The sequence below is a fragment of the Sphingomonas lenta genome, assembly GCF_002288825.1.
Lineage (GTDB): Bacteria > Pseudomonadota > Alphaproteobacteria > Sphingomonadales > Sphingomonadaceae > Sphingomonas > Sphingomonas lenta.
In genome coordinates this window covers 506,917-529,904 of the sequence record NZ_NSLI01000002.1, presented here as the reverse complement: position 1 = coordinate 529,904, position 22,988 = coordinate 506,917, and the positions used below count along the sequence as shown (strand labels likewise).

Below are 22,988 nucleotides of genomic sequence, written 5' to 3'. Positions count from 1 at the left end.
GGGCCCGAAAGGGATCGGCTCAGGGCTCGCATGGACCTCGACCGTTCCGGCGCCTCCGATCTAGCGACAGGCAGGGTGGCGTTACCAATCGAAAGGCGAGCACCGGGAGTATAGAAGTCGTCTATGGCCCACCCGTGCGCGGTCGCGACCAGACCCGCTCGACCGATCAACGGCCCCGCTGAAGAATGCGCCGCAGCGATTGCCGCACGAATGCGAGCGCGCTGTTCGGCGTCGGCCAGTGCCGGGCGAGCTTGCTCTTCACCGCCTGTCGCTCCGCCCGGAGCCTCGCGATGCGCTCGGCGTTAGGATGCGTGCGACGGCGGGCGCGTCGGATCTCGCGCGAGAGCATGAGGTATGCGGCGAGCAGCCTCTCGACCAAGGTGTGCATCCGACCTGCTCCGTCGCGGCATTAAGCGCTCGCGAAGCTCGTCGGTAGACGGGATGTCGCGACCCGCTGCGGTCCGACATCGCAAGACCGCGATGCGATCTCGCCAGAGGGGCCCGGCCCACGCGTCATGTCCTACCGGCGAGTAGGTGGGCGATCCAACCGAAGCTGCCGCACCGCCGCTATAGCCTGAAGCGAAGACCGCCGGCCTGATACCGGTACTCGGGGTCGGCCGCGAGGAGGATAGGCTAGACCGTGCCGCTTGGGCCGTCGAGCGCTCGCCGCACCCCACTCGCGAGCTCGGCTCGCCGGTAGGGCTTTCCGATCACGTCGAACTCCGCACCTTCGGCATCCACGCGCTCGATCGAGCTTCCGGCGTATCCGGTCGTCAGCAGCACCTTCACTCCCGGACGCCGCCGCCTGACCTCGCGGGCGAGCATGACGCCGTTCATGCCGCCCGGCATTATAAGATCGCTGAACAGCAGGTCGATGTGGGTCGATCGGTCGAGGATGCGGAGCGCCTCGTCCGCATCGCCGGCTCTCAGCACGGCGTAGCCGAGCTCGCGCAGGACCGCCTCCGCATAGTCGCCGACGTCCGCCTGATCCTCGACGACGAGCACGGTCTCATGGCCGCGCTTGTCGAGCATGTCCCGCTGTTGCGGCAGCGCGGGCGGCTCGGCCGCGCCGCTCGCCCGCGGAAAGATCATGCGCACCGTCGTGCCGAGCCCTTCCTCCGAGTAGAGGCGCAGCGCGCCGCCCGACTGCTTCATGAAGCCGTAGACCATCGACAAGCCGAGCCCGGTGCCCTTGCCGGGTTCCTTGGTCGTGAAGAACGGCTCGGTCACGCGCCGGAGTATCTCGGGCGACATGCCGGTTCCCGTATCGGTGATCGACAGCATCACATAGTCGCCCGGCTCGAGTTCGCCGAACCCTTGATCTCCGGCGTCGATCGTTCGGTGCGCGCAGTCGATGGTGATCCCGCCGCCGTGCGGCATGGCGTCGCGGGCGTTGATGAGTATGTTCAGGATCGCGAGCTCGGCCTGGTTCGCGTCGATGCGGGCGTTGCACGCGCCGTGCTCGGCGCGGATGTCGACCCGCACCGCACCGCCCGCCGTGCGCTCGATGATCGGGTAGAGCTCTCGAATAAGGGTGACCAGATCGACTACGCGGTCCCGCAGCGTCTGCTTGCGCGCGAAGGCGAGAAGCTGCTGGGTGAGCGTGGCGCCCCTGCGCGCCGCCTGCATGACGGCCTCCAGCGACCGGATCGCCCTGCCTGCGTCGAAAGCGGCGGGATCGATGCGAAGCTGGGTCAGGACCAGGTCGGTGAACCCCTGGATCACGGTCAGGAGGTTGTTGAAGTCGTGCGCGACGCCGCCGGTGAGCTGGCCGACCGCCTCCATCTTCTGCGCCTGACGCAGCCCCTCCTCGGCGTCGCGCCTGCGGCTCACGTCGAGCTGCGAGCCGAAATAGTAGACGAGGTTGCCGTCCGCGTCGAACACGGGTGACATAAACAGGCCGTTCCAGAACGTCGCCCCGTCCTTCTTGTAATTGAGGATCTCGACGGCGGTCTCGCGCCGCTCGCGGATGGCGTCGCGCAGCTCGGCGATGGTCTCAAGGTCCGTATCGGGACCCTGCAGCAGGCGGCAGTTGCGCCCGATCAGCTCGTCCCGCCTATAGCCGGTCATGTTCATGAACGCCGGGTTGGCGAAGACGATCGGGTTGTCGGGCTTGTTCGGGTCGGTGACGATCATCGGCATGCGCGTCGTCGAAACCGCCGCGAAGAAAACGTCGTTGTTGCGGTCCGCCATGTCCGGATTGACCGCGCCGCTGAGGCGAGGTGGTGGTCCGCCGCTGTAGGTCTCCGGGTCGCCGCCCTTCATCGCGGCCCGATCTTCGCGACCTGGGCCACGCCCGTCGGAGAGACGGCGATCATGTAGATCGGCCCGTCGACGCACCGGGCCAGGAAGTTGGGAGCGCCGTTCGCGTCCGGACGCCGCTCGACCTCGCCCACGCCCTGGCAGGGCGCGCCGCCGTCGAGAATGGCACGCAGCAGCACCGCATCGCGCTGACCAGCCGGCAGGTCCACGATCCGGCGCTGGACCGAAGTCATCTGCGCCGGCGCAGCCGCCTCGACTACGGTGCGTTCGGGCGCGTCTTCGCGCCCGCAGGCGCCGAGCAGAAACAATGATAGGATTGCGAAGCGCATTGCTCATCTCCCGAAGGCCTGGTCGTCAGCCCGTCAAAAGGCTGAAATTTGTTCGGGACGGTTTGCGCACATCGTGTGCCACTACGACACCGCAGGAGCGGCCCTCCCGTCCTAAGTTATTGTTGGAGACACGGATTTACCCGGCGAAAGGTCTTGGACCATCAACCGCCTAAGCGGCCTGAACTCTTTTGCCGAACGGACGCTACTACGTTCGAACGTGTCCGACCAAATCGATAGGCTTGCCAAAATGCGATAGTCTGTGACTATACTGGGCCGTGCCCACCCTCCGGCAGCTCAGCTATCTGGTTACGCTCGCCGACTGCGGGAGCTTCGTGCATGCATCGCGGCTGGCCAACGTGTCGCAACCGACGCTGAGCCAGCAGATCAAGGCGTTGGAAGACAGGTTGCGCGTCAAGCTCGTCGACCGCGGCACGTCCGGCGCGATCCTTACCCCTATCGGCCGCAGCATCGTAGCCAAAGCCCGCGGCGTCCTAAGCGAAGTGCGCGACATCGAGGCGCTCGCCGCCAGCGCGTCCGACCAGCTCAGCGGGACGCTGCGGCTCGGCACCACGCCGACGCTGGGCCCCTACCTCCTGTCTCCCATGATCGCCGAGCTGCACCGCATCGCGCCCGAGCTGCGGCTCTATATTCGCGAGGGCATACCCGACCAGCAGGCGCTGGAGCTCTCACGCGGCGAGCTGGACGTGCACCTCGGACCGTTACCGATCGTCGGCGACGATCTGGCGGTGGAGCCGCTGTTCCGCGAACCGCTCCTGCTGGTGTGCGCGGTCGACTGCGAGCTGGCGACCGGGCGCGTACTCGAGCCCGCTGATCTCGCGGGGCAGCCCGTGATCTCGCTCGACGCCCGGCATCACTTCCATCGGCAGACCGCCGAGATCGCGAAGTCGTACGGGATGCGGCTCTCGCCCGATTACGAGGGCACGAGCCTGGACAGCCTTCACCAGATGGCGGCGAGCGGCCTCGGGCTCACCGTCCTGCCCGCGCTCTATCTAGCATCGGATGTGGGCGGCTCCACGGGACTCGCCGTCCTAAAGGTCGCAGGCTGGAAGGCGCATCGCTCGGTCGCGCTCGCCTGGCGGCAGTCGTCGAGCATGGCGCCCGCGTTCCGGATTATCGCCGAACAGGTGCAGGCGGCCGCGCGGCTGATCCTCGATCCCATAGTCGCGGCCTAACGCCCGAACGGGCGTCAATCTATTTCCTCCAATGCGGGAGGCGCTGCTATCTCCTGCGTAGCGGCCGGTGCTCGCCACCCCTAACCGGACGCTCTCGCGGCGTCCGGGACCCCGCCCCCGGTCCCGGACGCATATCGACAACCGCATCGCGGTTCGCACGCACCCCGTTCCGGGCACGTACTCCGCCCGTGCGCCCGCCGCCGCGATTGGCTGATATCGGAGCCGACCCATGGCTGAACTGGTAGTCGTCGCGTTCGACACGGAAAACGACGCGGACCGCGTGCTCAACGAGCTGAACAAGCTACGCCGCGAATATCTCATCGATCTTAGCGACGCCGTAGTCGCGATCCGCGAGCCGCAGGGCAAGGTACATATCAAGCAGTCGGTCAGCATGGTCGGACACGGCGCCAGCTACGGCGCCTTGTCGGGTGCCCTCTGGGGCACGCTCGTCGGGCTCCTGTTCATGAACCCGATCGCCGGCTTCGCGGTCGGCAGCTTGGTCGGCGCGGGAACCGGAGCGCTGTCGGGCAGCCTCGTCGACTTCGGGATCGACGACGACCTGATCCGCGAGATGGGGCAGACGCTCCAGCCTGGCACGTCGGCCCTCTTCCTCCTCGTCCGCAAGGCACAGCCCGAGAAGGTGCTGGCGGAGCTGAAGGGCTTTGGCGGCCGGGTGATGCGCTCCTCCCTCTCGCCCGACCAAGAGGCGCGGCTCCAGGCCGCGTTGCGGCAGGTAGGCTCGACCGAGCCGACCCCGCAAACCGCCTGAGGCAGTCCGGCCGGCGGCGGCCGGCGCTCCCGTTCGAAAGGAGAACACCATGCGCGCCATTCTTTTGCCGCTGGTCGAACCCGAGCTCGACCGGCACTCGGTCGAGCTCGCCCTCACGCTCGCCGGCAAGGTCGACGCCCACGTCACGGCGCTCCTCGCACTGACCGACTTCTCGTCGCTCCACGTCTACGGTCACTATCCCATGACCGCGGGCTGGGGTGAACTCGTGGAGCGGACTCACCAGCATGCCGAGCGCCGCGAGATCGAGGTGCGGCGGCTTCTCGACGAACTCGGCGTCCTGCCGTTGAAGTCTGCGGAGCCTTCGCCGGATGCGAAGTCGCCGCTGTCGCTCCGGGTCGCCTTCGGGAACGACGACGAGGTCGTGGCCGACTGCGCGCTCACCCATGACCTGATCCTGTTTCCGCGCCGCTCGGCCAACGGGGCGAAGCCGCTGCCCACCTCCTCGCTGCTGAAATGCACGCTCGAGTCCGCCGGCCGGCCGCTGCTGGTGGTCACCGACGAGCTCGGGCTCGACTTTCCCAAGACGGTGGCGATCGCCTGGAACGGCAGCGTGGAGGCCGCGCGGGCGGTGACGACGGCGCTCCCCTTCCTCACCCGCGCCGAGCGCGTCCATGTGCTCACCTTCGCGACGTCGCGAACGGAAGGGTCGAAAGCCGACCAGCTCGTGAGCTACCTTTCGCGTCACGGAATCGCGGCGGAAAAGCACGTGCGCGAGCCGGAAGGCTCCGTGGGCGAGGAGCTGCTGGAACAGGCGTCGGAGCTCTCGGCCGACCTGCTCGTCATGGGCGGCTACACGCACAGCCGGCTCCGCCAGACGCTGTTCGGCGGGGTCACGCACCACGTATTGGATAACGCCGCCCTGCCTCTCTTCATGGCCCGATAGGCGCTCGGCGGTGAACCCAGCGGAGGAGCGGATGCTGGCGACGACCCAGGCGGGCGCTTGGGAGGTCAGGCCGGAGTCTAAGCCGGTCGTGCTGATCACGGGGGCCGCCGGCAATCTCGGCCGATTGCTGGCGGGGGCGCTCTCGGCCGACTACCGGGTGGCAGGGCTGGACCTTGCGAGTTCGGATGGAGGCTTCCCCGTTTTCCAGGCGGACCTCACCAACGACGCGGCGGTCGAGCTGGCGCTCCTGCGCGTCCGCGAGCGCTTCGGGCCGCGGATCGCGAGCGTGGTCCACCTCGCCGCCTATTTCGACCAAACGGGCGAAGAGCACCCGCTATATGGTGCGGTGAACGTGGAGGGCACGCGCCGTCTCCTGCGCGCGCTCCAGGCGTTCGACGTCGAGCAGTTCGTCTACGCGAGCACGATGCTCGTTCATGCGCCGTGCCGGCCCGGCGAGCGCATCGATGAGAACCAGCGGTTCGATCCGGCCTACGCCTACCCGGCTTCCAAGGTGCTCGCCGAGCGGGTCGTCGAGGAGGAGGCGGGCCGGATCCCGTTCGCGATCCTCCGCCTTGCCGGTGTGTACGACGAGGAGCGGCTGATCCCGACGCTCGCGCACCAGATCGCGCGCATCCACGCGCGCGATCTACAGGGCCATGTCTACGCGGGGTCGCCGCTGACCGGCCAGTCGCTGCTCCACATGGGCGACATGGTCGACGCCGTCAGGCGCACGATCGAGCGCCGGAGCCTGCTGCCCAAGCGCGCGACGATGTTGATCGGCGAGCCGGACCCCGTCAGCTACGACGCGCTCCAAGACGAGATCGGCTACCTTCTCCACGGTGCCGAGGACTGGCCGACGATGCGCGTGCCCAAGCGGGTGGCCGCGGTCGGAGCATGGGGGCTGGCCAAGCTCGAACCGCTCATCCCCGACGCGATCGACGGGGGCGAGGAGCCGTTCGTCCGGCCGTACATGGCCTTGATGGGCGACCACCACTACGCGCTCGACATCGGCCGCGCCCGGTCGCTGATCGGCTGGGAGCCGAAGCACGCGCTGAAGCGCGAACTGCCGGCCATCGTAGCCAGCCTGAAGCGCGATCCGGTCGCCTGGTACCGCCGCCACGGGATCGCGCCCCCGGATTGGATGGTTTCGGCGGGCGAAGCCGGCCTCAACGCGGAGGAGTTGCGCGCAACGCACGAGGCGACGCGACGCGCTGAGCACGGCCGCTACCGTTGGGCGCACTTCGCCAACATGGCGCTCGGCACCTGGCTCGTGACCTCGCCGCCGCTGCTTGGGCTGACCGAGCCCGAGATGATCTGGAGCGACCTGCTTGCAGGCGGCATCCTCATCTTCCTGGCCTTCGCGGCGCTCTCGTGGCGTGCGACCTGGGCGCGCTGGGGAGCTGGGCTGGTCGGGTTCTATCTTCTCTTCGCGCCGCTGATCTTCTGGACCACGAACGCGGCGGCGTATCTCAACGACACGCTGGTCGGCGCGCTGGTGATGAGCTTCGCGCTGGCGCTTCCGCCCGAGCCCGGCGTGTCGCCGCTGGCGGCGACCGCCGGACCCGACGTGCCGCCCGGCTGGACATACAATCCGTCCGCCTGGACGCAGCGGCTCCCCATCATCGCGCTCGCGCTCGTCGGGCTCTATGTGTCGCGCTACCTCGCCGGCTACCAGCTCGAGCAGCTTCCACATGTGTGGGAACCGTTCTTCGCGGGCAGCGCCGCCGACCCGCAGAACGGGACGGAGGAGATCATCACCTCCGCAGTGGCCGAGGCCTGGCCCATTTCGGACGGCGGCCTGGGCGGGGTCACCTACATCCTGGAGATCGTGACGGGGATCATCGGGCTCAAAGCGCGGTGGCGCACCATGCCCTGGCTCGTCGTCCTGTTCGGCCTCCTGATCGTGCCGTTGAGCGTCACCTCCATCACCTTCGTCATCATCCAGCCGGTGGTGATCGGCACCTGGAGCACGCTGGCGCTCGTCGGCGCCGCCGCCATGCTCCTCCAGATCCCGTTCGCCGTCGACGAGCTCCTCGCCTCGCTCCAGTTCGTGCGCAGGCGTGCGCGTGCTGGCAGGAGTTGGGTCCGCGTCTTCTTCCTCGGCGACACGGACGAGGTCGAGCCCTCGCGACCGCAACGGGCCGCCCCGACGGACGAGTTCGACCGGCCGCCCGGCGCGGTGTTCAAGGACGTGGTCGGGGGTGGCGTCGGCCTCCCCTGGAACATGGCCCTGTGCGGCCTGATCGCGATCTGGCTTGTGTTCACGCGCCTGGCCTTCGGCACGACCGGCGATATGGCGAACGCCGACCATGTGATCGGCCTCCTGGTGCTCACCGTGCTGTCGATCGCGGCCGCGGAGCCGACGCGCGCGGTCCGCTTCCTGGTCATGCCGCTGGGTCTCGCACTGCTCGCGACGCCGTTCCTGTACGAAGCGAGCGCGGCCGCGACCGTGAACAGCGTCGTGTGCGGCCTGGCTCTCGTTGTGCTCGCCCGTCGGCGCGGGCCGATCCGTCAGCGCTATGGCGGCTGGAGCTTGCTGACCCGATGACAAGGTCGGCTCGAAACATCCATGCCGCACGACACTCGGGTGCGCCGATCAAGCGTCCGCACGCGACGGCGCGGCAGCTTCAATGCTTCGTGGCGCTGGCCCAGGAACGCGGGTTCACGCGAGCGGCCAAGCGGCTGGGCGTATCGCAACCGACGCTCTCGGGACAGATCAACGCGCTCGAGCGGGCTACCGGCGAGAAGCTCGTGGAGCGCGGACCCGACGTGATCCTGACCCCTGCCGGGCGCGCCGTGCTCGAGAAGTCGCGCGACGTGCTCCTGACGTTGCGGGAGATCGACGCGATCCGCGATACGGACGCTCTGTCGGGAACCGTGCGGCTCGGCGCTTGCCCGACGATAGGTCCCTATCTGTTGCCGACCGCGATCGCGGCGCTTCACCGGGATCATCCGGCGTTGCGCGTCCATGTCCGCGAGGACATGCCGGCCGCGCTCGCACGCGGCTTGGCGGCGGGTGACCACGACCTGCTGCTCGCGCCCGTGTCGATGCACGAGAGTCGATTCGAGGTCGAGGTCATCCTGCGCGAGAGGTTGTTCCTGGCCGTAGCGGCTGACGACCCGTTGGCGAACACGGAGCCTGCCGAGGCCACCCGCCTCTCCGGCCGGCCGCTGCTGGCGTTTACTCCCGGTCACGGCATGGAGGCGTGCGCGGCGGCGTTCGCCGAGGACGAGGGTATGGCGGTGTCGTGGGAGGGCGAGGGCGCCAGCCTGCACGCGGTCGGGCAGATGGCGGCGGCGGGCATGGGCCTGGCGCTCTTGCCCGAGCTGTTCGTCCGCCGCGCCATGCGCGGCTGCGCAGGCCTCGTCGTACGACCGCTTCCCGACCCGAAGCACGGGCGCGAGATCGCTCTGGTCTCGCGACGTGGCACGGGGCGCACGCGTGTTCATCGCGAGCTGACCGAGCGTTTCAGGACCGAAGCGGCCGGGATGCCGGCGGACCCGTCGTGCGGCTCGGATCCACCCATGCCGGCACCGTGACCGGCCCGCCGTGCTGCAGGCGCTGATCTGGTCCGCGGGCGGGCTCGGGCTCCTGATCATCGGGGCGGAGACGCTGGTGCGCGGCGGCAGCGCGCTCGCGGCACGGCTCCGCATTTCCCCTTTGGTCGTGGGGCTCACCATCGTCGCCGTCGGTACGAGCGCGCCGGAGCTCGCGATCGGGGTGGAGGCCGCCGTCCAGGGCAACGGATCGCTCGCGGTCGGCAACATCGCGGGCACGAACTGCGTCAACATCCTGCTGATCCTGGGGCTGAGCGCCGCGATGCGGCCGCTGCCGCTCCGGCTGCAGACGCTCCGGCTCGAGCTCCCGGTCATCGTCGGCGCCTCCGTCCTGAAAGCGGTCATGGTCGCCGACGGCGTGCTCTCGCGCCTCGACGGTGCCGTGCTGGTCTCACTCGGGCTTCTGTTCACGATCGGGATCGTCAGGGCCTCGCGGGACGAGAGCTTCACCGTTCGCAAGGAGTTCGCCGCCGAATACGGGGGCCGGTCCAAAGATCGGCATGGCATGCTCCGCGAGGTGACCCAGCTCGTCGGCGGGATCGCGGTGGTGGTACTCGGCGCGGACTGGCTCGTCGACGGAGCGGTCGACCTGGCTCGACTGTGGGGCGTGTCTGACGCCTTCATAGGCCTTACGATCGTCGCGATCGGAACGAGCGCGCCCGAGCTCGTCACCACCGTCGTCTCCACGATGCGCGACCAGCGCGACATCGCGATCGGGAACCTGATCGGCAGCAGCGCCTACAACATCCTGATCATTCTTGGCGTCACGTCGCTCGTGCCGGCGGGCGGGATCGGCGTGGCGGAGGCGCTGATCTGGGTGGATGTGCCCGTAATGGTGGCGGTGGCGCTGGCTTGCGTGCCCGTCTTCCTTACCGGGCGCATCGTCAGCCGCGCCGAGGGGGTCGGCTTCGTCCTGGCCTATCTGGCGTACCTGAGCTTCCTGCTCGCGGAGCGCACCTAGCCGGCCGACATGGGCGACCCCCGGGCGCTCGAAGACCCTATGCCGCCCGCCGGTTCGGCTGCACCGCGCGGACGACGAGCGTGTCCGCGGGTTCGCACCGCAATAGATCGACAGTGCGGCTTCCGATCGTCGCGAGGGCCAAGTCGCTATGGTCCTCGGCCCCCAACACCAGCATGTCGGCGGCCCATTCGCGCGCGGATCGATGGATCTCGCGGTTGATCTCGCCCGACAGGATCGAGAGTTGCAGGCCGCTTCGGAGGTCGAAGGGCAGCTTGTCGAGAAAGGGTTCGATCTTCCGCTCGGCTTCCGCGCGACCAAGGCGGAACAGCTCGGTCTGGTCCAGCCTTGCCGGAAAGGAGGGCGGGACGACGTGCACGGCGTGGAAGCCGGCGGCAGGGAACAGCGCGAAAGCGTAGGCGAGCGCGGCCCTTGACGCAGGCCCGAAGTCGACCGGAGCAAGTAACCTGCTATAGGGACCTGTCGCGCGCTGCTTGACGATGAGGATCGGTATGTTCGTGCAGCGGATCAGGTGCTCGACGGCCGTGCCGACAACATGATCGCGCACGTCGTTGAACCGCGCCACCCCGGTCAGGATCAGGTCGCTTCGGCGCTCGCGCGCGACGCGGACGATGGTGGCCGGCACTGGGCCGCGCTCGATCAGCAACTGATCCAGGCTCGCGCGACCGAGGCACTGGCGACCGAGCTCATCTCGCAGGCGGGCGTCGCGACCGTTATCGGCCCGATCGCCGCTTGCGACGTGGAGCACCGTCAGCTCGGCCGAAAGCTGCTCCGCAAGGGAGAAAGCGCGATCGACCGCGCGATCGCATCGAGGGCTAAGATCCGTGGCGACAAGGATCCGGCTACTCACCATGGGTCAGCTCCCGAGGTAATGGTTCAACGAGGCCGCCCGCAACGGCGGCGGCGTCGGCTCGACGATCGCTGGTGATTGCTCGTGCGTCAGCCGGCTGAACGGCAGCCAACGCCCCTCCCGTCGTGGGCCGTGTGCGAACCGCGGCGAGGAGCAGCATGGCGGCGGCGACGCCGACCAGGTTGAACGCGACCTGCGCGTTCGCGACTTGCCCCGCCACGTCCGGAGCCGACCAGCGCGCGAAGAAGGCGAGGTGGTCGAGGAACAGGAGCGCGAGCCCCGCGCTTGCGACGTTGAACACCAGGTGAAAGAGGCCGACCCGCACCGCGGCCGCCGAGCGGCCCAGAGCCGCGATCAGCGTGTCCGCGCAGGTGCCGATCTCGGCCCCGAGCATGACGCCAAGCGCGCCGGTAAGTGGCAGCGCGCCGGTAGAGGCGAGCGCGATGACGAGGCCCATCGTAGCCGACGAAGACTGGAGCGCCACCGTCACGCCGGCCCCGACCGCGAGCGCCACCGCAGGGTTGTCCAGTCCGCCGAGCCAGTCCGCGACCGCGAGATTGCCGGCGAGAGGTTCCATGGCTCGTCCCATCAGATTGAGCGCGAACAGCAGCAGCGAAAGCATTGCGGCGATACGGGCGTAGCGCTTCGCGGCCGGCGACCTGAGTGCGACCTGCGCGGCGAGCGCCAGCGCGAACAGCAGGGGTGCCAAATCGTCCAACCCTGCCGCGAGGATTTGGGTGGAGACGGTGGTCCCGACATTGGCGCCGAGCACGACCGGCAGCGCCTGTGCGGCGGTGAGCAGCCCCGCATCCACGAACGCGATGAGCATGACGATCGTGGCGGTCGAAGAGTCCAATGCGACGGTCGCCCCGGTTCCGGCCGCCAATCCTCGCAACGGTGTCCCCGCAGCGCGGGCGAGCCAGTTCCGCATCCGGTCGCCCGCCGCCTCCTTCAGCGTGCGCGCGAGCTCGTCCAACGCGAACAGGAACAAGGCCAGGCCACCGACCAGGCCAAGCGCAACGGCGACCCGGTCGACGTCCGCCGTGCTGCCGAGATCGCTCACCTCCGGTCCTGGATCAGGCTGGCGGGCTCGGGGCCATGCTCAACCATACCGTCCCGAACCAACTCGTGCGGATGCCGAACGACGGCTCGCGCGCGAGCGCCTGGTCCGGTCACGACGGCCGACGAGCTGGCCAGTCTCCGCACGAGATCCTCCTGTTCTTGCATCGGAGCCGGGCTTTCGCTCCGGCAGGTCGGCGCTTTGAGGCTTTGCTCCGGAGACGCACGCCGGTCCCGCCGAACCCCTGATTAAGTCTGTTGCGGCGGCGGGGCCAATCGCAACGCTTGGTTCGCATGCATAGTAGCCGCCTATGGCCGCGCAGGCCGCCGCGAGTGCGACAGGCCCGATATGGCTGGTCTGCGCTCGCTGACTTGGCCGGACGCCGCGATAGCTGGATGCTATAGCGTGGCGAGGCGAGTTGGAATTAGTCGGGGTGGCGGCGACGACCTAGCTTCTGCCGAGCGAGCCAGACCGGAACCGGTTCTCGCTCAAGGTCCAACTACAGGGAGTTCTTCATGTCCGCCTACGTCGACCGTCTCGTTCAGGCCCACCGTACGTTGTCGCGCGCGATCCGGCAGGAGCGTGCCCGTCCGGGCGCCGACTCGCTCGAGCTCGCGCGCCTGAAGAAGCGCAGGCTCGCGATCAAGGATCGGTTGTCGCTCATCTTCCCGGATGTCAGCGAGATGCGCTGCGCCGGTCGCGCCGCCCTGAAGCGCCTCAGCAGGCCAGTCGGCGTGGGGGTAAGGTCATGACCGGCCTCCTAGACTCGGCAACCACTCCGCGCCCCGCCACCGGCGGGGCGCGTTCGCGCGCGCGGCGGACGCAGGGCCCGGGCGTGCCCGGCTACTTGGCGCTGGGCTTCGGCATGACCGCTCTCACGGCTTTCGAAGCGACGATAGCCTACACAACGCTCAGGTCATGGCTCGGGGACGCTGTCGATTGGCTGCTGTTGCCGCCCTCGTTCCTGCTGGCGATCGTCGCCGCCCGCATCGCGCGTCATGTCGGCAAGCCCGCGGCGCAAGCCATGTTCTTCGGCCTGGCGGCTCTCGTCGGAACCGCGGCGGGACTGCTCTTCGCGAGCTTCGGCTACCACTCGGCCCCGGTCTTCCTGATGCTGGCCGTCACGTTCGCTGGGCTCGAACTCGGCCTCCTACCGTGGCTGAAGGGCGATCTTCGTCCGACCGGATTTCTGCGCGCGGGGGTTGTCGCGCTCGGGGGGACCGCCGCGGTCGGATTGACGTTCTCCGTCAGCGACGACCAGCTCAGCTTCATGGTGGCAGGCGTGACGATTGCGGTCTGGCTGCTGGCGTTGAAGGTGAGACTTATCGAAGATCCTCTCGTCGCCAACCCGGATCGCGATGAAACATGGGTCGCGCGTACCGCTCTCTTGCTGTTTTCGGGGGCGCTAGTGCCCATAGGCGGGCGATACTCTCTGTCGGGTGCGGACAGCGGAGGCGGCCCGAAACGAACATCCTGAGCCATAGCCGCACGACACTCGGTAATGCTGAGCAGGAGGCGCTGAGGCTTGGCCATTGCAAGGGATAGCTGGGCCGCGCGTCAAGCAACTCGTATTTCGGTCGTCAAAGCCTCGCAAACAAGCTAGGGTCCAATGAAGAGGCTCGAGAACGTACGCCAAGCCGCGATCTCTTCTCCGTTTGATCTATCGCCCCGGGCACTACCTGCTAATCTCGCGGGTCGGTGTTCGACCCCTCTATGGTCGCTATCGGACAGGCACTGCGCTTCGCTCAGGGTCCTTTCACGTTTTGCCGGCTTCGAAGTAGGTCTGCGGCCCACCTTATGGGATCCGCACTCCGATGCCCTGCGTGCCTCGACAAAAGCCCGAGCTCCTAGGACGCTTGTGTTAGTACGCATCCAGTCCAAGCTCAGGCGCGGCACGTGCGATATAGGAAACGCAACTCTAGAAGATTTGCTATCCTGAGACCCAGCTCGAACACGTCGAACGGCTTGGTGACGATGTCCCGCGCGCCCAGCGCCAGCGCGCGGCGCTTCGCCTCGACTGTGGTGTCGGCGGTGAGCACCAGCACGGGGAGAAAGTCGTCGGGCGGCTGCACGCGGCGGAGCGCGTCGAGGAGCGCGTAGCCGTCGATGCCCGGCATCATCAGGTCGAGGATGACGAGGTCGGGTTCGAACGCCAACCGGCGCTCGACCGCCAGATGCGGGTCGGTGACGCCCTCGATCGCCTCGTAACCCTCGCGGCGGAGCACCGCTTCGAGCAGCGCCACATTGGCCGGCTCGTCGTCGACGATCAGGATGCGCGCGGCGCGCAAGTGCTCGGACGGGATCATGCCGGCTCCTCCGCGAGCAGCTCCTCGGCGGCGCGGATGAGCGCGCCGAGGTCGACGGGTTTGGTGAGCACCGCGCGCGCGCCGCGGGCGCGCCAGTCGGCCCGCGCCGCGGGCGCGTCGGCGGTGAGCAGCAGGACGGGCACGGTCGGCATCTCGGCCCGGAGCCGGTCGAGCACCCACGCGCCGGACTCGTCGGGCAGGTGCAGGTCGAGCAGTACGAGGTCGGGCCGATGCTCGCGCGCCATGGCGAGCCCGATCCGCGCCTGCATGGCGGCGAGCAGCCTGACGTCGGGCCAGCACCGCGCAGCCAGCGCCTCGATCAGCTCGGCGTTGGCGAGATTGTCCTCGATAAGCAGGATCGTGCGGCCCCGGCCGTCGAAGCCAGCCGGGGTGGCGGGCTCGGGCGACCGCGCGGGCGCGACGACGTCCGCGGCGAGCGGCAGCCGGAACCAGAAGCATGCGCCGGGCGCGCCGTCCGGGCGCGGTTTCCAACCGATCGCGCCGCCCATCGCCTCCACGAGGCTGCGCGACAGGGCGAGGCCGAGCCCGGTGCCCTCAGCAGTCCGTGCCGCCTCGCCTAGCCGCTCGAAGGGGCGGAACAGGCGGCCCGCTACCGCCGGCTCGACGCCCAGCCCGGTGTCGGTCACCGCGACTTGCGCTTCGCCGTCGCGTCGCTCGACCGCAACGGCGACTCGCCCGCCGTCGCGGTTGTACTTGACCGCGTTGGACAGGAGGTTGAGCAGCACCTGGAGCAGCCGCCGCCGATCCGCGAGCACGGTAGCACCGGTCGCGTCCGCGACCTCGATCGAAACGGCGCGCCCGCGCGCCTGAGGACCGGACAGCGACACCGCCTCCGCGATCACCACGTCCAGCGGCACGGGTTCTAGATCGAGCGGGAGCTTGCCCGCCTCAATCCGCGCGATGTCGAGCACCTCGTCGATAAGGGTTAGCAGGTGGCGGCCGGCGCGTAGGATCTGGTCGGCGGCGGCGCGCTGACCGGGCGGCAGCGCGTCGCCCTCCAGCTCGAGCAGTTGCGCGAAGCCGAGAATCGCGTTCAGGGGGGTGCGCAGCTCGTGGCTCATGCGCGACAGAAAGGCGCTCTTGGCGGCGCTCGCCTCCTCCGCCTCCAACCTGGCGGCGTCCAGCGCCTCCTCGGCGCGGCGTCGCTCGGTGATGTCGCGGGTGATCTTGGAAAAGCCGCGCAAAGTGCCCGCCTCATCGCGCAGTGCGGTGATGACGACATTGGCCCAGAACCGGCTGCCGTCCTTGCGCACGCGCCAGCCCTCGTCCTCCGCGCGCCCGTTCGCGGCGGCCTCGGCGAGGTTCCGCGCGGGCCGTTCCGCCCGCTGATCCTCGGGGTAGAACACCGAGAAGTGCCGGCCGAGTATCTCGTCGGCGGTCCAGCCCTTGATCCTCTCGGCTCCCGCGTTCCAGCTGGTGACGATCCCGTCCGGGTCGAGCGCGAAGATGCCGTAGTCGCGCACGCCCTCCACCACGAGGCGGAAGCGCTCCTCGCTGTCGCGCAACGCCTGCTCCCGCGCGCGGAGCAGCGCGCTGGCCTCAGCGAGCCGGGCCGCGAGTTGGCCCACCTCGTCGCGCGCGGGCGGCGCGGGATCGACCGCTTCACCTCGCGCCAGGAGCACAGCGTCGCGCTCCAGCCTTTGCACGCGGCGTACGATGCCGGAGGAGAAGAGGAACACGGCGAACAGGCTGCCCGCCAGCCCGACGAGCCCGGTCAGCCCCGTCACGAGGAGCCCGCGGCGGTGCACTGCGTCGGCCTGCGCGCGGCGCTCGGCCAGGAGCTCGCGTTCGCGATCCTGCATCAGCGCGATCTCGAGCCGCAGCGCGTCCAGCACCGCCTTGTTGGCGGTGAGCGCCTGGAGGATGTCGGCGCGCCCCAGGATGGCGGGGCCGCCCGCACCGCGCGCCTCGCGAAGCGCCGCCAACCCTGCGCGCTTCCGCGCCGTCAGCCGCTCGATACGACGGAGCCGCTCGGCCGCCTGACGGTCGCGGATGCGCCCGCGCAGGCGATCCAACACCGCCGGCAGCGCCGCCTCCGCGCGGACATAGGGCGACAGGAAGCGGGGCTCGCCCGTGAGCAGGTAGCCCCGCACGCCGCTGGCCGCTTCGGCGAGGAGCGCGTGGACCTCGTGCACGTCGGTCTGGATGGCGATGGTGAGCCGCACGTCCTGCTCGGCGCGCGCCTCCGCGCGGCCGACCAACGTCAGCGCGACGATGGCGGCAATCAGCGCCAGGAGCGGCACCGCGACGACCACGAGGCCCTTGGTGGCCAGCGGGCGATCGGCCCACCAGCGCGCGACGCGGCTCGGGAAGGCGCTCACGATCGGCTCAGCCTCGCCGCCTCGGACGCGAGCACGGCGGCCTGGGTGCGATCGCGCACGCCCAGCTTAGACATGAGGCGCTCAAGATGGACCTTCACCGTGCCCGCGCTGATGCCGAGCTCGCGCGCGATCTCCTTGTTGGTTCCGCCTCCGGCTAGCCGATCCAGCACCTCGCGCTCGCGCGGCGTCAGGCGATCCAGCGCGGCCAAAGTCAGCGCGCGGGCGTCGCGGGCGACGGCGCGGCGCATCAGCTCGGGCGGTATCGCGAAGCCGCCCGCCAGCACCTGACCCACCGCGCCCAGCAGCGCCTCCCTGCTCGCGTCCTTGGTGACGAAGCCCATCGCGCCTGCCTCCAGCGCTGCGCGCGCGTACTCCGCGGTGTCGTGCAGTGTCAGGATGATGACGCGGGCGTCGCCGCGTTCGGCGGTGATGTGCCTCGTGGCCTCCAGGCCATCGATGCCGGAGCCGAAGCGAAGGTCGAGCAGCGCGAGGTCAGGCTGGAGTTCGCGGCAGAGCAGCACTGCGTCCTCGCCCGATGACGCTTCGCCAACGACGTCCAGCTCCGGCTCGCGCTGAAGGAGCGCGCGGAGGCCCTCGCGGGCGAGGAGATGGTCGTCGGCGATGACGACGCGCGCGGCGCTCACGGGTAGGGCACCGTAGCGGAGACGGTGGTTCCCCGCCCGGGAGCGCTCTCCAGCCGGAACGTACCGCCAAGCGTCGCCACACGCTCCGCCATGAAGGCCAGGCCGAGATGCTCGCGTCCGTCGGGCGGGGCGTCGCGGTCGAGGACGAGGTTGGGGTCGGGGTCGAAGCCGCGTCCGTCGTCGCTGATCCGCAGATCAAGCTCTCCTTTGTCGGCCGAAAGGCGGAGTTCGACTTCGATACGGGATCCGTCGCCGGCGTGAGCGCGGGCGTTGTTGAGCGATTCCTGAGCGAGCCGGAACAGGCCCGCCTCCAGGTGCGGTGGCAGCCGCGTCGGCAGGTCGACCGAGACCCGCACCTCGAAACCGTCGTCGGCGAGGGCCGACGCCAGCTGCTGCAGCGCCGGTTCCAGGCCGAGGTCGTCGAGGATCGTCGGGCGCATGCCTGCGATGACCTGGCGGAGCTCGGATACGGCCATGCGCTGAAGCTCGACGGCACGCGCCGCGTCCTCGGGATCTCCACTTGTGGACGCGAGCTCGATACGGCGCAGCGCCGCGGCGGCGACCTGGGCGACGCCGTCGTGGAGCTCGCGCGCGACGTGGGCGCGTTCGCGTTCCTGCGCAACGAGCAGTTGGGAGAGGAGCGTCTGCAGATGTGCCTCGCGCGCTCGGGCGGCGAGGGCGCCGGCGAGCAGTTGCCGCAAGACGGCGACTGCCTCCTCATCGGCCGGATCGGGTTGAGTTGCGGAGGCCCGGCCGACAAGGACTAGCTCGGCGACGGGCCGCCCACCGCCGGACGGAATCAAGGGTAGCACAAGCGTTCCGCCCTGCTCATCCTTAAGGGTGCGCGACGGTTCTGCGACATGGCCGTTGGCGTAGCCGAGAAGCAGGGCCGCTTGCTGCGCCGCCTGTGTACCAGCGGCGTCCAGTTCGGCGCCCCGCGCGCTGGCGAGCGCCCGGCCAGCGTCCACAAGGACCCTTAGCCGCGCGGCTCTCGCCTCCGCGTCACGGTAGAGCCGTCTGAGATCGAGCGCCGTGTCCGGCGGTGAAACCTGATCCGTCAGCATCACGCCCATCTATCGCGATTCTCTGCTCTTGTAGTATGCCGCACGGCATACGCCACTTGGCAAGCTGATCAGCGGATGCGGGTACGTCCCGAGCCGGGCAGATGACTGCCAGCACGAAGGAGGCAGTCATGTGTCAGGACCATTGTTCCAACGCGAAGGCGCATTCGGACGTACCGGCAGGCGACGCTGCGCTGAGCCGGCGTGCGCTCGTTCGTAGCGGGTTGCTCGGCGCGGCCGCGCTGGGCATGGGCTCGCCCGCGCTGGGCATGGGCTCGCCCGCGCTGGCCAACGCGGGTGCCCGGCCTGTCCAGGCGGTGCGGCCTGCGCCCACCAAGGACGGCAAATCGGCGCTCAGTCCCGACCAGGCGTTGGCGCTCCTGATGGAAGGGAACCAGGCATTCCTCAAAAACGAGATGCCGACCGTCGATCTTAGCCCACGTCGCCGACTGGAGCTTGCCCGCGGCCAGGCGCCGTTCGTCGCCTATGTGACCTGCTCCGACAGCCGTGTGCCGCCCGAGCTTCTCTTCGGCCGCGGGTTGGGCGAGCTGTTCATCATCCGAAACGCGGGCAACACCATAGACACGGTGGCGCAGGGCTCGCTTGAATTCGCGGTCGCGGTACTCGGCGTGCCACTGGTGGTGGTGATGGGCCATGAGAGCTGCGGCGCGGTTAAGGCGGCGATGGATGTAGTGGCGAAGAACGCGCGCTTCCCCGGCCGCATCGGCAACATGGTCGAGCCCATCATTCCCGCGGTGCTCGAGGCACGCGGCCGCGCGGGCGATCCGCTGGAGGCCGCGTGCAAGGCCAACGTCTCGCGAACGGTGCGGACGCTCCGCAACGAGAGCGACCCCTTGCTGCTCGAGCCGCAACGCCAGGGCCGGCTGAAGGTGGTCGGCGCGTACTACGAGCTCGGCACCGGTCGCGTCGACTTCTTCGACCGCCCGCAGGCCGCGTGATGAGGCGCGTCGCGATCGCCCTTTTGGCCTCTTCTGGGCTGCCCGCCGCCGCGCACGGGCAGGAGCAGGACCTGCAGCAGTGGACGCTGCTGGCCGCGCAGGGCGAGGTGGCCGATAGGGTCGTGGTCTACGCGGAGGTGCAGCCGCGCTTCACCGACGAAGTGAGCCGCCTCGGCCAGCTCCTGATCCGCCCCGCGATCGGCTACCGGATCAACGACGACTTCACGGCGCTCGTCGGGTACGCTTACGTCCGTACGGACCCGCTCGGCGGCCGTGCGACAGACGAGCACCGCTTCTTCCAGCAGCTCAACTCGACCCTGTACAGGGGGGGCGGCGGGCTCACGATTACCGGGCGCACGCGGCTGGAGCAGCGCACGGTGGTGGGCGCGGAAGAGACGGGTTGGCGCTTTCGTCAGGTGATCCGCGCCCAGGCTCCGGTCAAGGACGTCCGCGGCGGCAAGCTCCAGGCGATCGCCTGGACCGAGCCCTTCTACAATCTCGATTCGACCGACTGGGGCCAGCGGCAGGGCTTCGATCAAGTGCGCACGTTCATCGGCCTCGGCGTGCCGATCACCGAAGGCCTGACCGCCGAGCCCGGCTACCTCAACCAGACGGTGTTCCGCCGCGGCGAGGACCGGGTCAACCACGTGGCGAGCCTGACGCTGTTCTACCGCTTCTGAACGGGGCGGCGAGCTGTTTCGCCGGTTGCCCCGATCCGATCAGCCGTTACAGGTACAGCCGGCGTGGTCGCAGCCCGCGCCCGACTGGTGGTGGTCGGCGCACGCGTCGCCGCAGAACTTGCGGCCGTCCGCCTCCACCGCGTCGGCTGTGCTCACCACAAACACGCAGTCGGCGCACGCGCATTTCACTATCTGAACGTCGTTCATCGCCCTTGCTACCCTGAACTCGCCGCGGGACGGCCTCCCGCTCCCCTCCGCATGCAGCGCTTCGGAACGCCGCCTGCGTATCAAGCGCGAAGCAGGACGATCGGCCGGAGATGCGCCGATCGCGACGACGTGCGGCCTATCCGCCGCCCGGCATAGGCCGAGCGTCCTGCCGTTCGGCTGATTACCCGCCCTGCATCCGCGTCAATGAAAGGACGACCGGCTTCGATTCGTGCCGTCGGACGAACGCCATGTGGATCACAGGTCCGGGCAGGACAGAAAAGGAATCGCCAACCATGTCGCTCACGAGCATCGCATCTCTCCATCGCGCTCAGCCGCACGCCGCTGCGGAGGTCCAGCCGAAGACGCGCCCCACAAGCCTCGGCGCCTGGGGAGGTCTGACGATCGCTGTGATCGCCGTAGTCACCGTCGCCACTCCCGCCGCAGCCCAGAGGCAGGACGGCCGCATCCAGGTGAAGGCGTTCGCCACCGGCGTGCTCCCCGACGGCGGGATCGACAAGGTGAAGACGGATGCGATCGGCCTGCCCGTCGGCGCGGAGGTGCGGGCGACAGACGCTCTCGTGCCCACTATCGCGGCCGAGTACTTCCTGACCCCCAACTTCTCGATCGAGACCATCTGCTGCGTTACGCGGCACGATGTGCGTGGGACAGGCGCGCTGGCGGGAGCGCGGCTGATCGACGACGCGGTCATCCTTCCGGCGACGGTCACCGCCAAGTTCCACTTTCAGCTGGGCGAGCGGATCAAGCCCTATGTCGGCGCCGGCCCCTCCTACTTCTTCATCTTCGGCGAGGATGTCGGTCCCGACGCCGCCGGATTGGGCGTGAGTCGGGTCGACCTGTCCGACGAACTGGGGTTCGCTCTGCAGGCGGGCGTGGACGTGAAGCTCAACGACCGCGGGCTCGGCCTCTCGCTCGACGCCAAGCGCTACTTCGTGGGCACCACCGCCACCTTCCGACGAGGGCAGGGGACGGCCCTTCGGACGGATCACGATCTCGATCCGTGGGTGCTTAGCGCCGGCTTGGCGTTCAGGTTCTGAGCCGCCGGCGCACAACGCTTCGACCTACTGATTGCGGAGATGATCGACTGGCATCCGGAGGTCTGACGTCAATTTAAGTGTCTCGGCAGCGGAGCCGAGGTCAGCGCAGCCGCCGCGGTGTTGGGCAAAGGTCGATGAACATCGCGGCGATAGCAGATGTCGCATCAGTCAGTCACTGAGGGGCTGAAGATCGGACACCCGTCTTGGTCGTCCACAGCGAATAGGCGACCCCCGCGGCAAGGATGGCGAACGTGACGCTCAGCGACACCGTGGCCGGGACTTTGTCGATGCCGATGAGGTCGGCCACGAAGATCTTGGACCCGATGAACACGAGCAGCGCGGCGAGCGCGTACTTCAGGTGATGGAACCGGTCCACCATGGCGGCGAGCGCGAAGTAAAGGGCGCGCAGCCCGAGGATCGCGAAGATATTGGACGTGTAGACGATGAATGGATCGGTGGTGATGGCGAAGATCGCCGGCACCGAGTCGACCGCGAACACCACGTCGGCCACCTCGATCATCACCAACGCCAAGAACAAGGGCGTCATCGCCCAGGTCGGCCTGCCGGTCTTCGGGTCCGTGCGGCGCACCCAGAAGCGCTCGCCGTGCAGCTCGTCCGTTACCGCGAAGCGCCGCTTCATCCAGCGCAGTACGGGCGACGAGCCCACGTCGTACGCCTTATCAGCGGTGACCCACATTTTGGCGCCCGTGGCGATCAAAAAGCCGGCGAACAGGTAGAGCACCCATTCGAACCGCTCGATCAGCGCAGCGCCAAGCCCGATCATGACGGCGCGCAGCACGATCACGCCAAGCACGCCCCAGAACAGCACGCGGTGCTGGTATGCGCGCGGCACGCCGAAATAGGCGAAGATCATGGCGATCACGAACACGTTGTCCATGGCGAGGCTTTTCTCGACCACGAAGCCGGTGACGTAGTCCAGGCCGGAGTTGGCCCCCATGTACCACCAGACCCAGCCGCCGAAGGCGAGCCCCAGCGTCACATAGCCGGCCGAGAGCGCGAGGCTCTCCTTGACGCCGATCTCGCGCTGCGTTCGGTGGAGCACGCCGAGGTCGAGCACGAGCAGCCCTGCGACGATGGTCATGAAGCCGAGCCACATCCAGCCGGGCGTGCCGAGGAACTCGGCAAGCAGGAACTCCGGCATCAGCGACCCCGCACCATGCGCCACGCACCGAGCACGAGCCTGAGCGCCAGAGCATGACGGCCGGCCACGATACCGGACCGCCCGCGCCAGCGGATCGGCCGACCGCCGAAGCGCTTGCGCCGACGCGCCTCACGCCAGGCGGAGAATAGAATGCCGGCGAACCGCACCAGGTAACGAAACATCGCCTCTCTCCATCGAAGGATCGAGGCGCTCGGGCCATCACCGGCGTATGGGAAGCAAATCCGGACCCGGCGAGGATCGAGGTCGCCTCGATCACGGTCCGACATCGCGAGCTTGAGTATGCACGCCAGAGGGGCCCGGTCCGTGAGTAACGACTACCGTTCGGGCACGATCATGGCCAACTGATTTGAAGAGGCGTGGGCGATAGCCAGCAGCTATACGACGTGATCAAGAATTGTCAGCGCTCGTGGCGCCGGCCTGACGGTTCGCGTTGATGTAGCGCTCGCGTTCCGCCAGCCCGCCGATCGCATCCTCTGTCCAGGGTTCGACCCGCGACCTGCTCGACTCTATGACTTGTTCCTGAGACCAGCACGGAGCTTTTCCGAATGGCTCGGAGCCTAGGTCTGCCGCCACACCGTATTGACCGGTCCAGGCGTCATGGCATCGGTGCATTGTACGGACACGATTTCACGGTGATCGTTCTAAGC

At 68.7% G+C, this 22,988-nt stretch carries 23 protein-coding genes; 11 read left to right on the top strand and 12 right to left on the bottom strand.

Going from position 1 to position 22,988, the window contains the following annotated elements; translation table 11 throughout:
- Positions 1 to 166: 166 nt before the first annotated feature.
- The 3 genes from CKY28_RS05770 to CKY28_RS05760 form a co-directional block, all read right to left on the bottom strand.
- Positions 167 to 388, bottom strand: coding sequence for a hypothetical protein (locus CKY28_RS05770; RefSeq protein ID WP_095997372.1), 222 nt, complete (start codon positions 386 to 388; stop codon positions 167 to 169).
- Positions 389 to 633: 245 nt separating this feature from the next.
- Positions 634 to 2,265: a histidine kinase famiy protein gene (locus CKY28_RS05765; protein ID WP_095997371.1), complete on the bottom strand. Its 1,632-nt coding sequence runs from the start codon at positions 2,263 to 2,265 to the stop codon at positions 634 to 636.
- Positions 2,262 to 2,591 carry a hypothetical protein gene (locus CKY28_RS05760; RefSeq protein ID WP_095997370.1) on the bottom strand — a complete coding sequence of 110 codons (330 nt, stop codon included), beginning with the start codon at positions 2,589 to 2,591 and terminating at the stop codon, positions 2,262 to 2,264. The genes CKY28_RS05765 and CKY28_RS05760 overlap by 4 nt, the downstream gene beginning before the upstream one ends.
- A 275-nt stretch (positions 2,592 to 2,866) precedes the next feature.
- On the opposite strand from CKY28_RS05760, the gene CKY28_RS05755 reads away from it, so the two are divergent.
- From CKY28_RS05755 to CKY28_RS05730, 6 genes are all read left to right on the top strand, one after another.
- Entirely contained in the window at positions 2,867 to 3,784 is a 918-nt protein-coding gene (locus CKY28_RS05755; RefSeq protein ID WP_095997369.1) for a hydrogen peroxide-inducible genes activator, read from the top strand.
- A 229-nt stretch (positions 3,785 to 4,013) separates the two neighbouring features.
- Positions 4,014 to 4,553, top strand: coding sequence for a DUF1269 domain-containing protein (locus CKY28_RS05750; protein WP_095997368.1), 540 nt, complete (start codon positions 4,014 to 4,016; stop codon positions 4,551 to 4,553).
- Positions 4,554 to 4,602: 49 nt separating this feature from the next.
- Positions 4,603 to 5,457: a universal stress protein gene (locus CKY28_RS05745; RefSeq protein WP_095997367.1), complete on the top strand. Its 855-nt coding sequence runs from the start codon at positions 4,603 to 4,605 to the stop codon at positions 5,455 to 5,457.
- A gap of 31 nt (positions 5,458 to 5,488) precedes the next feature.
- Entirely contained in the window at positions 5,489 to 8,005 is a 2,517-nt protein-coding gene (locus tag CKY28_RS05740) for an NAD-dependent epimerase/dehydratase family protein (protein WP_095997366.1), read from the top strand.
- Positions 8,002 to 8,997, top strand: a complete 996-nt coding sequence (locus CKY28_RS05735) for a LysR family transcriptional regulator (RefSeq protein WP_095997365.1) — start codon at positions 8,002 to 8,004, stop codon at positions 8,995 to 8,997. Before CKY28_RS05740 ends, CKY28_RS05735 begins: the two co-directional genes overlap by 4 nt.
- Positions 8,998 to 9,007: 10 nt before the next feature.
- Entirely contained in the window at positions 9,008 to 9,976 is a 969-nt protein-coding gene (locus tag CKY28_RS05730) for a calcium/sodium antiporter (protein ID WP_095997364.1), read from the top strand.
- Positions 9,977 to 10,013: 37 nt separating this feature from the next.
- Here the strand turns inward: CKY28_RS05730 and CKY28_RS05725 are convergent, their stop codons facing one another.
- Entirely contained in the window at positions 10,014 to 10,847 is an 834-nt protein-coding gene (locus CKY28_RS05725; RefSeq protein WP_095997363.1) for a universal stress protein, read from the bottom strand.
- Positions 10,837 to 11,907, bottom strand: coding sequence for a Na/Pi cotransporter family protein (locus tag CKY28_RS05720; protein WP_095997362.1), 1,071 nt, complete (start codon positions 11,905 to 11,907; stop codon positions 10,837 to 10,839). The genes CKY28_RS05725 and CKY28_RS05720 overlap by 11 nt, the downstream gene beginning before the upstream one ends.
- 512 nt (positions 11,908 to 12,419) lie before the next feature.
- On the opposite strand from CKY28_RS05720, the gene CKY28_RS05715 reads away from it, so the two are divergent.
- Positions 12,420 to 12,656: a YdcH family protein gene (locus tag CKY28_RS05715; RefSeq protein ID WP_095997361.1), complete on the top strand. Its 237-nt coding sequence runs from the start codon at positions 12,420 to 12,422 to the stop codon at positions 12,654 to 12,656.
- Positions 12,653 to 13,381: a Bax inhibitor 1 family protein gene (locus CKY28_RS05710; RefSeq protein WP_141243856.1), complete on the top strand. Its 729-nt coding sequence runs from the start codon at positions 12,653 to 12,655 to the stop codon at positions 13,379 to 13,381. The genes CKY28_RS05715 and CKY28_RS05710 overlap by 4 nt, the downstream gene beginning before the upstream one ends.
- A gap of 406 nt (positions 13,382 to 13,787) precedes the next feature.
- Here the strand turns inward: CKY28_RS05710 and CKY28_RS05705 are convergent, their stop codons facing one another.
- Genes CKY28_RS05705 through CKY28_RS05690 form a run of 4 tightly spaced genes read right to left on the bottom strand, consistent with a single transcriptional unit; the run spans position 13,788 to position 18,269 of the window.
- Positions 13,788 to 14,210 (bottom strand): response regulator, encoded by a 423-nt coding sequence (locus CKY28_RS05705; protein ID WP_095997359.1) that lies wholly within the window; start codon positions 14,208 to 14,210, stop codon positions 13,788 to 13,790.
- Positions 14,207 to 16,552 (bottom strand): PAS domain S-box protein, encoded by a 2,346-nt coding sequence (locus CKY28_RS05700; protein WP_095997358.1) that lies wholly within the window; start codon positions 16,550 to 16,552, stop codon positions 14,207 to 14,209. The genes CKY28_RS05705 and CKY28_RS05700 overlap by 4 nt, the downstream gene beginning before the upstream one ends.
- Complete coding sequence (locus CKY28_RS05695) at positions 16,549 to 17,196, bottom strand: response regulator (protein WP_095997357.1); 648 nt, start codon at positions 17,194 to 17,196, stop codon at positions 16,549 to 16,551. The genes CKY28_RS05700 and CKY28_RS05695 overlap by 4 nt, the downstream gene beginning before the upstream one ends.
- The gene (locus tag CKY28_RS05690; protein ID WP_095997356.1) at positions 17,193 to 18,269 is read right to left on the bottom strand and encodes a sensor histidine kinase; all 1,077 of its coding nucleotides are present in this window, start codon (positions 18,267 to 18,269) and stop codon (positions 17,193 to 17,195) included. Before CKY28_RS05690 ends, CKY28_RS05695 begins: the two co-directional genes overlap by 4 nt.
- A gap of 119 nt (positions 18,270 to 18,388) precedes the next feature.
- On the opposite strand from CKY28_RS05690, the gene CKY28_RS05685 reads away from it, so the two are divergent.
- Complete coding sequence (locus tag CKY28_RS05685; RefSeq protein WP_245841623.1) at positions 18,389 to 19,216, top strand: carbonic anhydrase; 828 nt, start codon at positions 18,389 to 18,391, stop codon at positions 19,214 to 19,216.
- A complete protein-coding gene (locus CKY28_RS05680) occupies positions 19,216 to 19,896 on the top strand; it encodes a DUF2490 domain-containing protein (RefSeq protein ID WP_095997355.1) in 681 nt (226 codons plus the stop codon). Before CKY28_RS05685 ends, CKY28_RS05680 begins: the two co-directional genes overlap by 1 nt.
- Positions 19,897 to 19,935: 39 nt before the next feature.
- Here CKY28_RS05680 and CKY28_RS05675 read toward each other — a convergent pair whose 3' ends face one another.
- Positions 19,936 to 20,103: a metallothionein gene (locus tag CKY28_RS05675; protein ID WP_095997354.1), complete on the bottom strand. Its 168-nt coding sequence runs from the start codon at positions 20,101 to 20,103 to the stop codon at positions 19,936 to 19,938.
- A 407-nt stretch (positions 20,104 to 20,510) separates the two neighbouring features.
- Between CKY28_RS05675 and CKY28_RS05670 the strand changes: the two genes are divergently transcribed.
- Entirely contained in the window at positions 20,511 to 21,158 is a 648-nt protein-coding gene (locus CKY28_RS05670) for an OmpW/AlkL family protein (RefSeq protein ID WP_245841620.1), read from the top strand.
- A 172-nt stretch (positions 21,159 to 21,330) separates the two neighbouring features.
- Here the strand turns inward: CKY28_RS05670 and CKY28_RS05665 are convergent, their stop codons facing one another.
- The gene (locus CKY28_RS05665) at positions 21,331 to 22,320 is read right to left on the bottom strand and encodes a TerC family protein (protein ID WP_095997352.1); all 990 of its coding nucleotides are present in this window, start codon (positions 22,318 to 22,320) and stop codon (positions 21,331 to 21,333) included.
- Positions 22,320 to 22,502 carry a hypothetical protein gene (locus tag CKY28_RS05660; RefSeq protein WP_095997351.1) on the bottom strand — a complete coding sequence of 61 codons (183 nt, stop codon included), beginning with the start codon at positions 22,500 to 22,502 and terminating at the stop codon, positions 22,320 to 22,322. The genes CKY28_RS05665 and CKY28_RS05660 overlap by 1 nt, the downstream gene beginning before the upstream one ends.
- Positions 22,503 to 22,988: the final 486 nt, after the last annotated feature.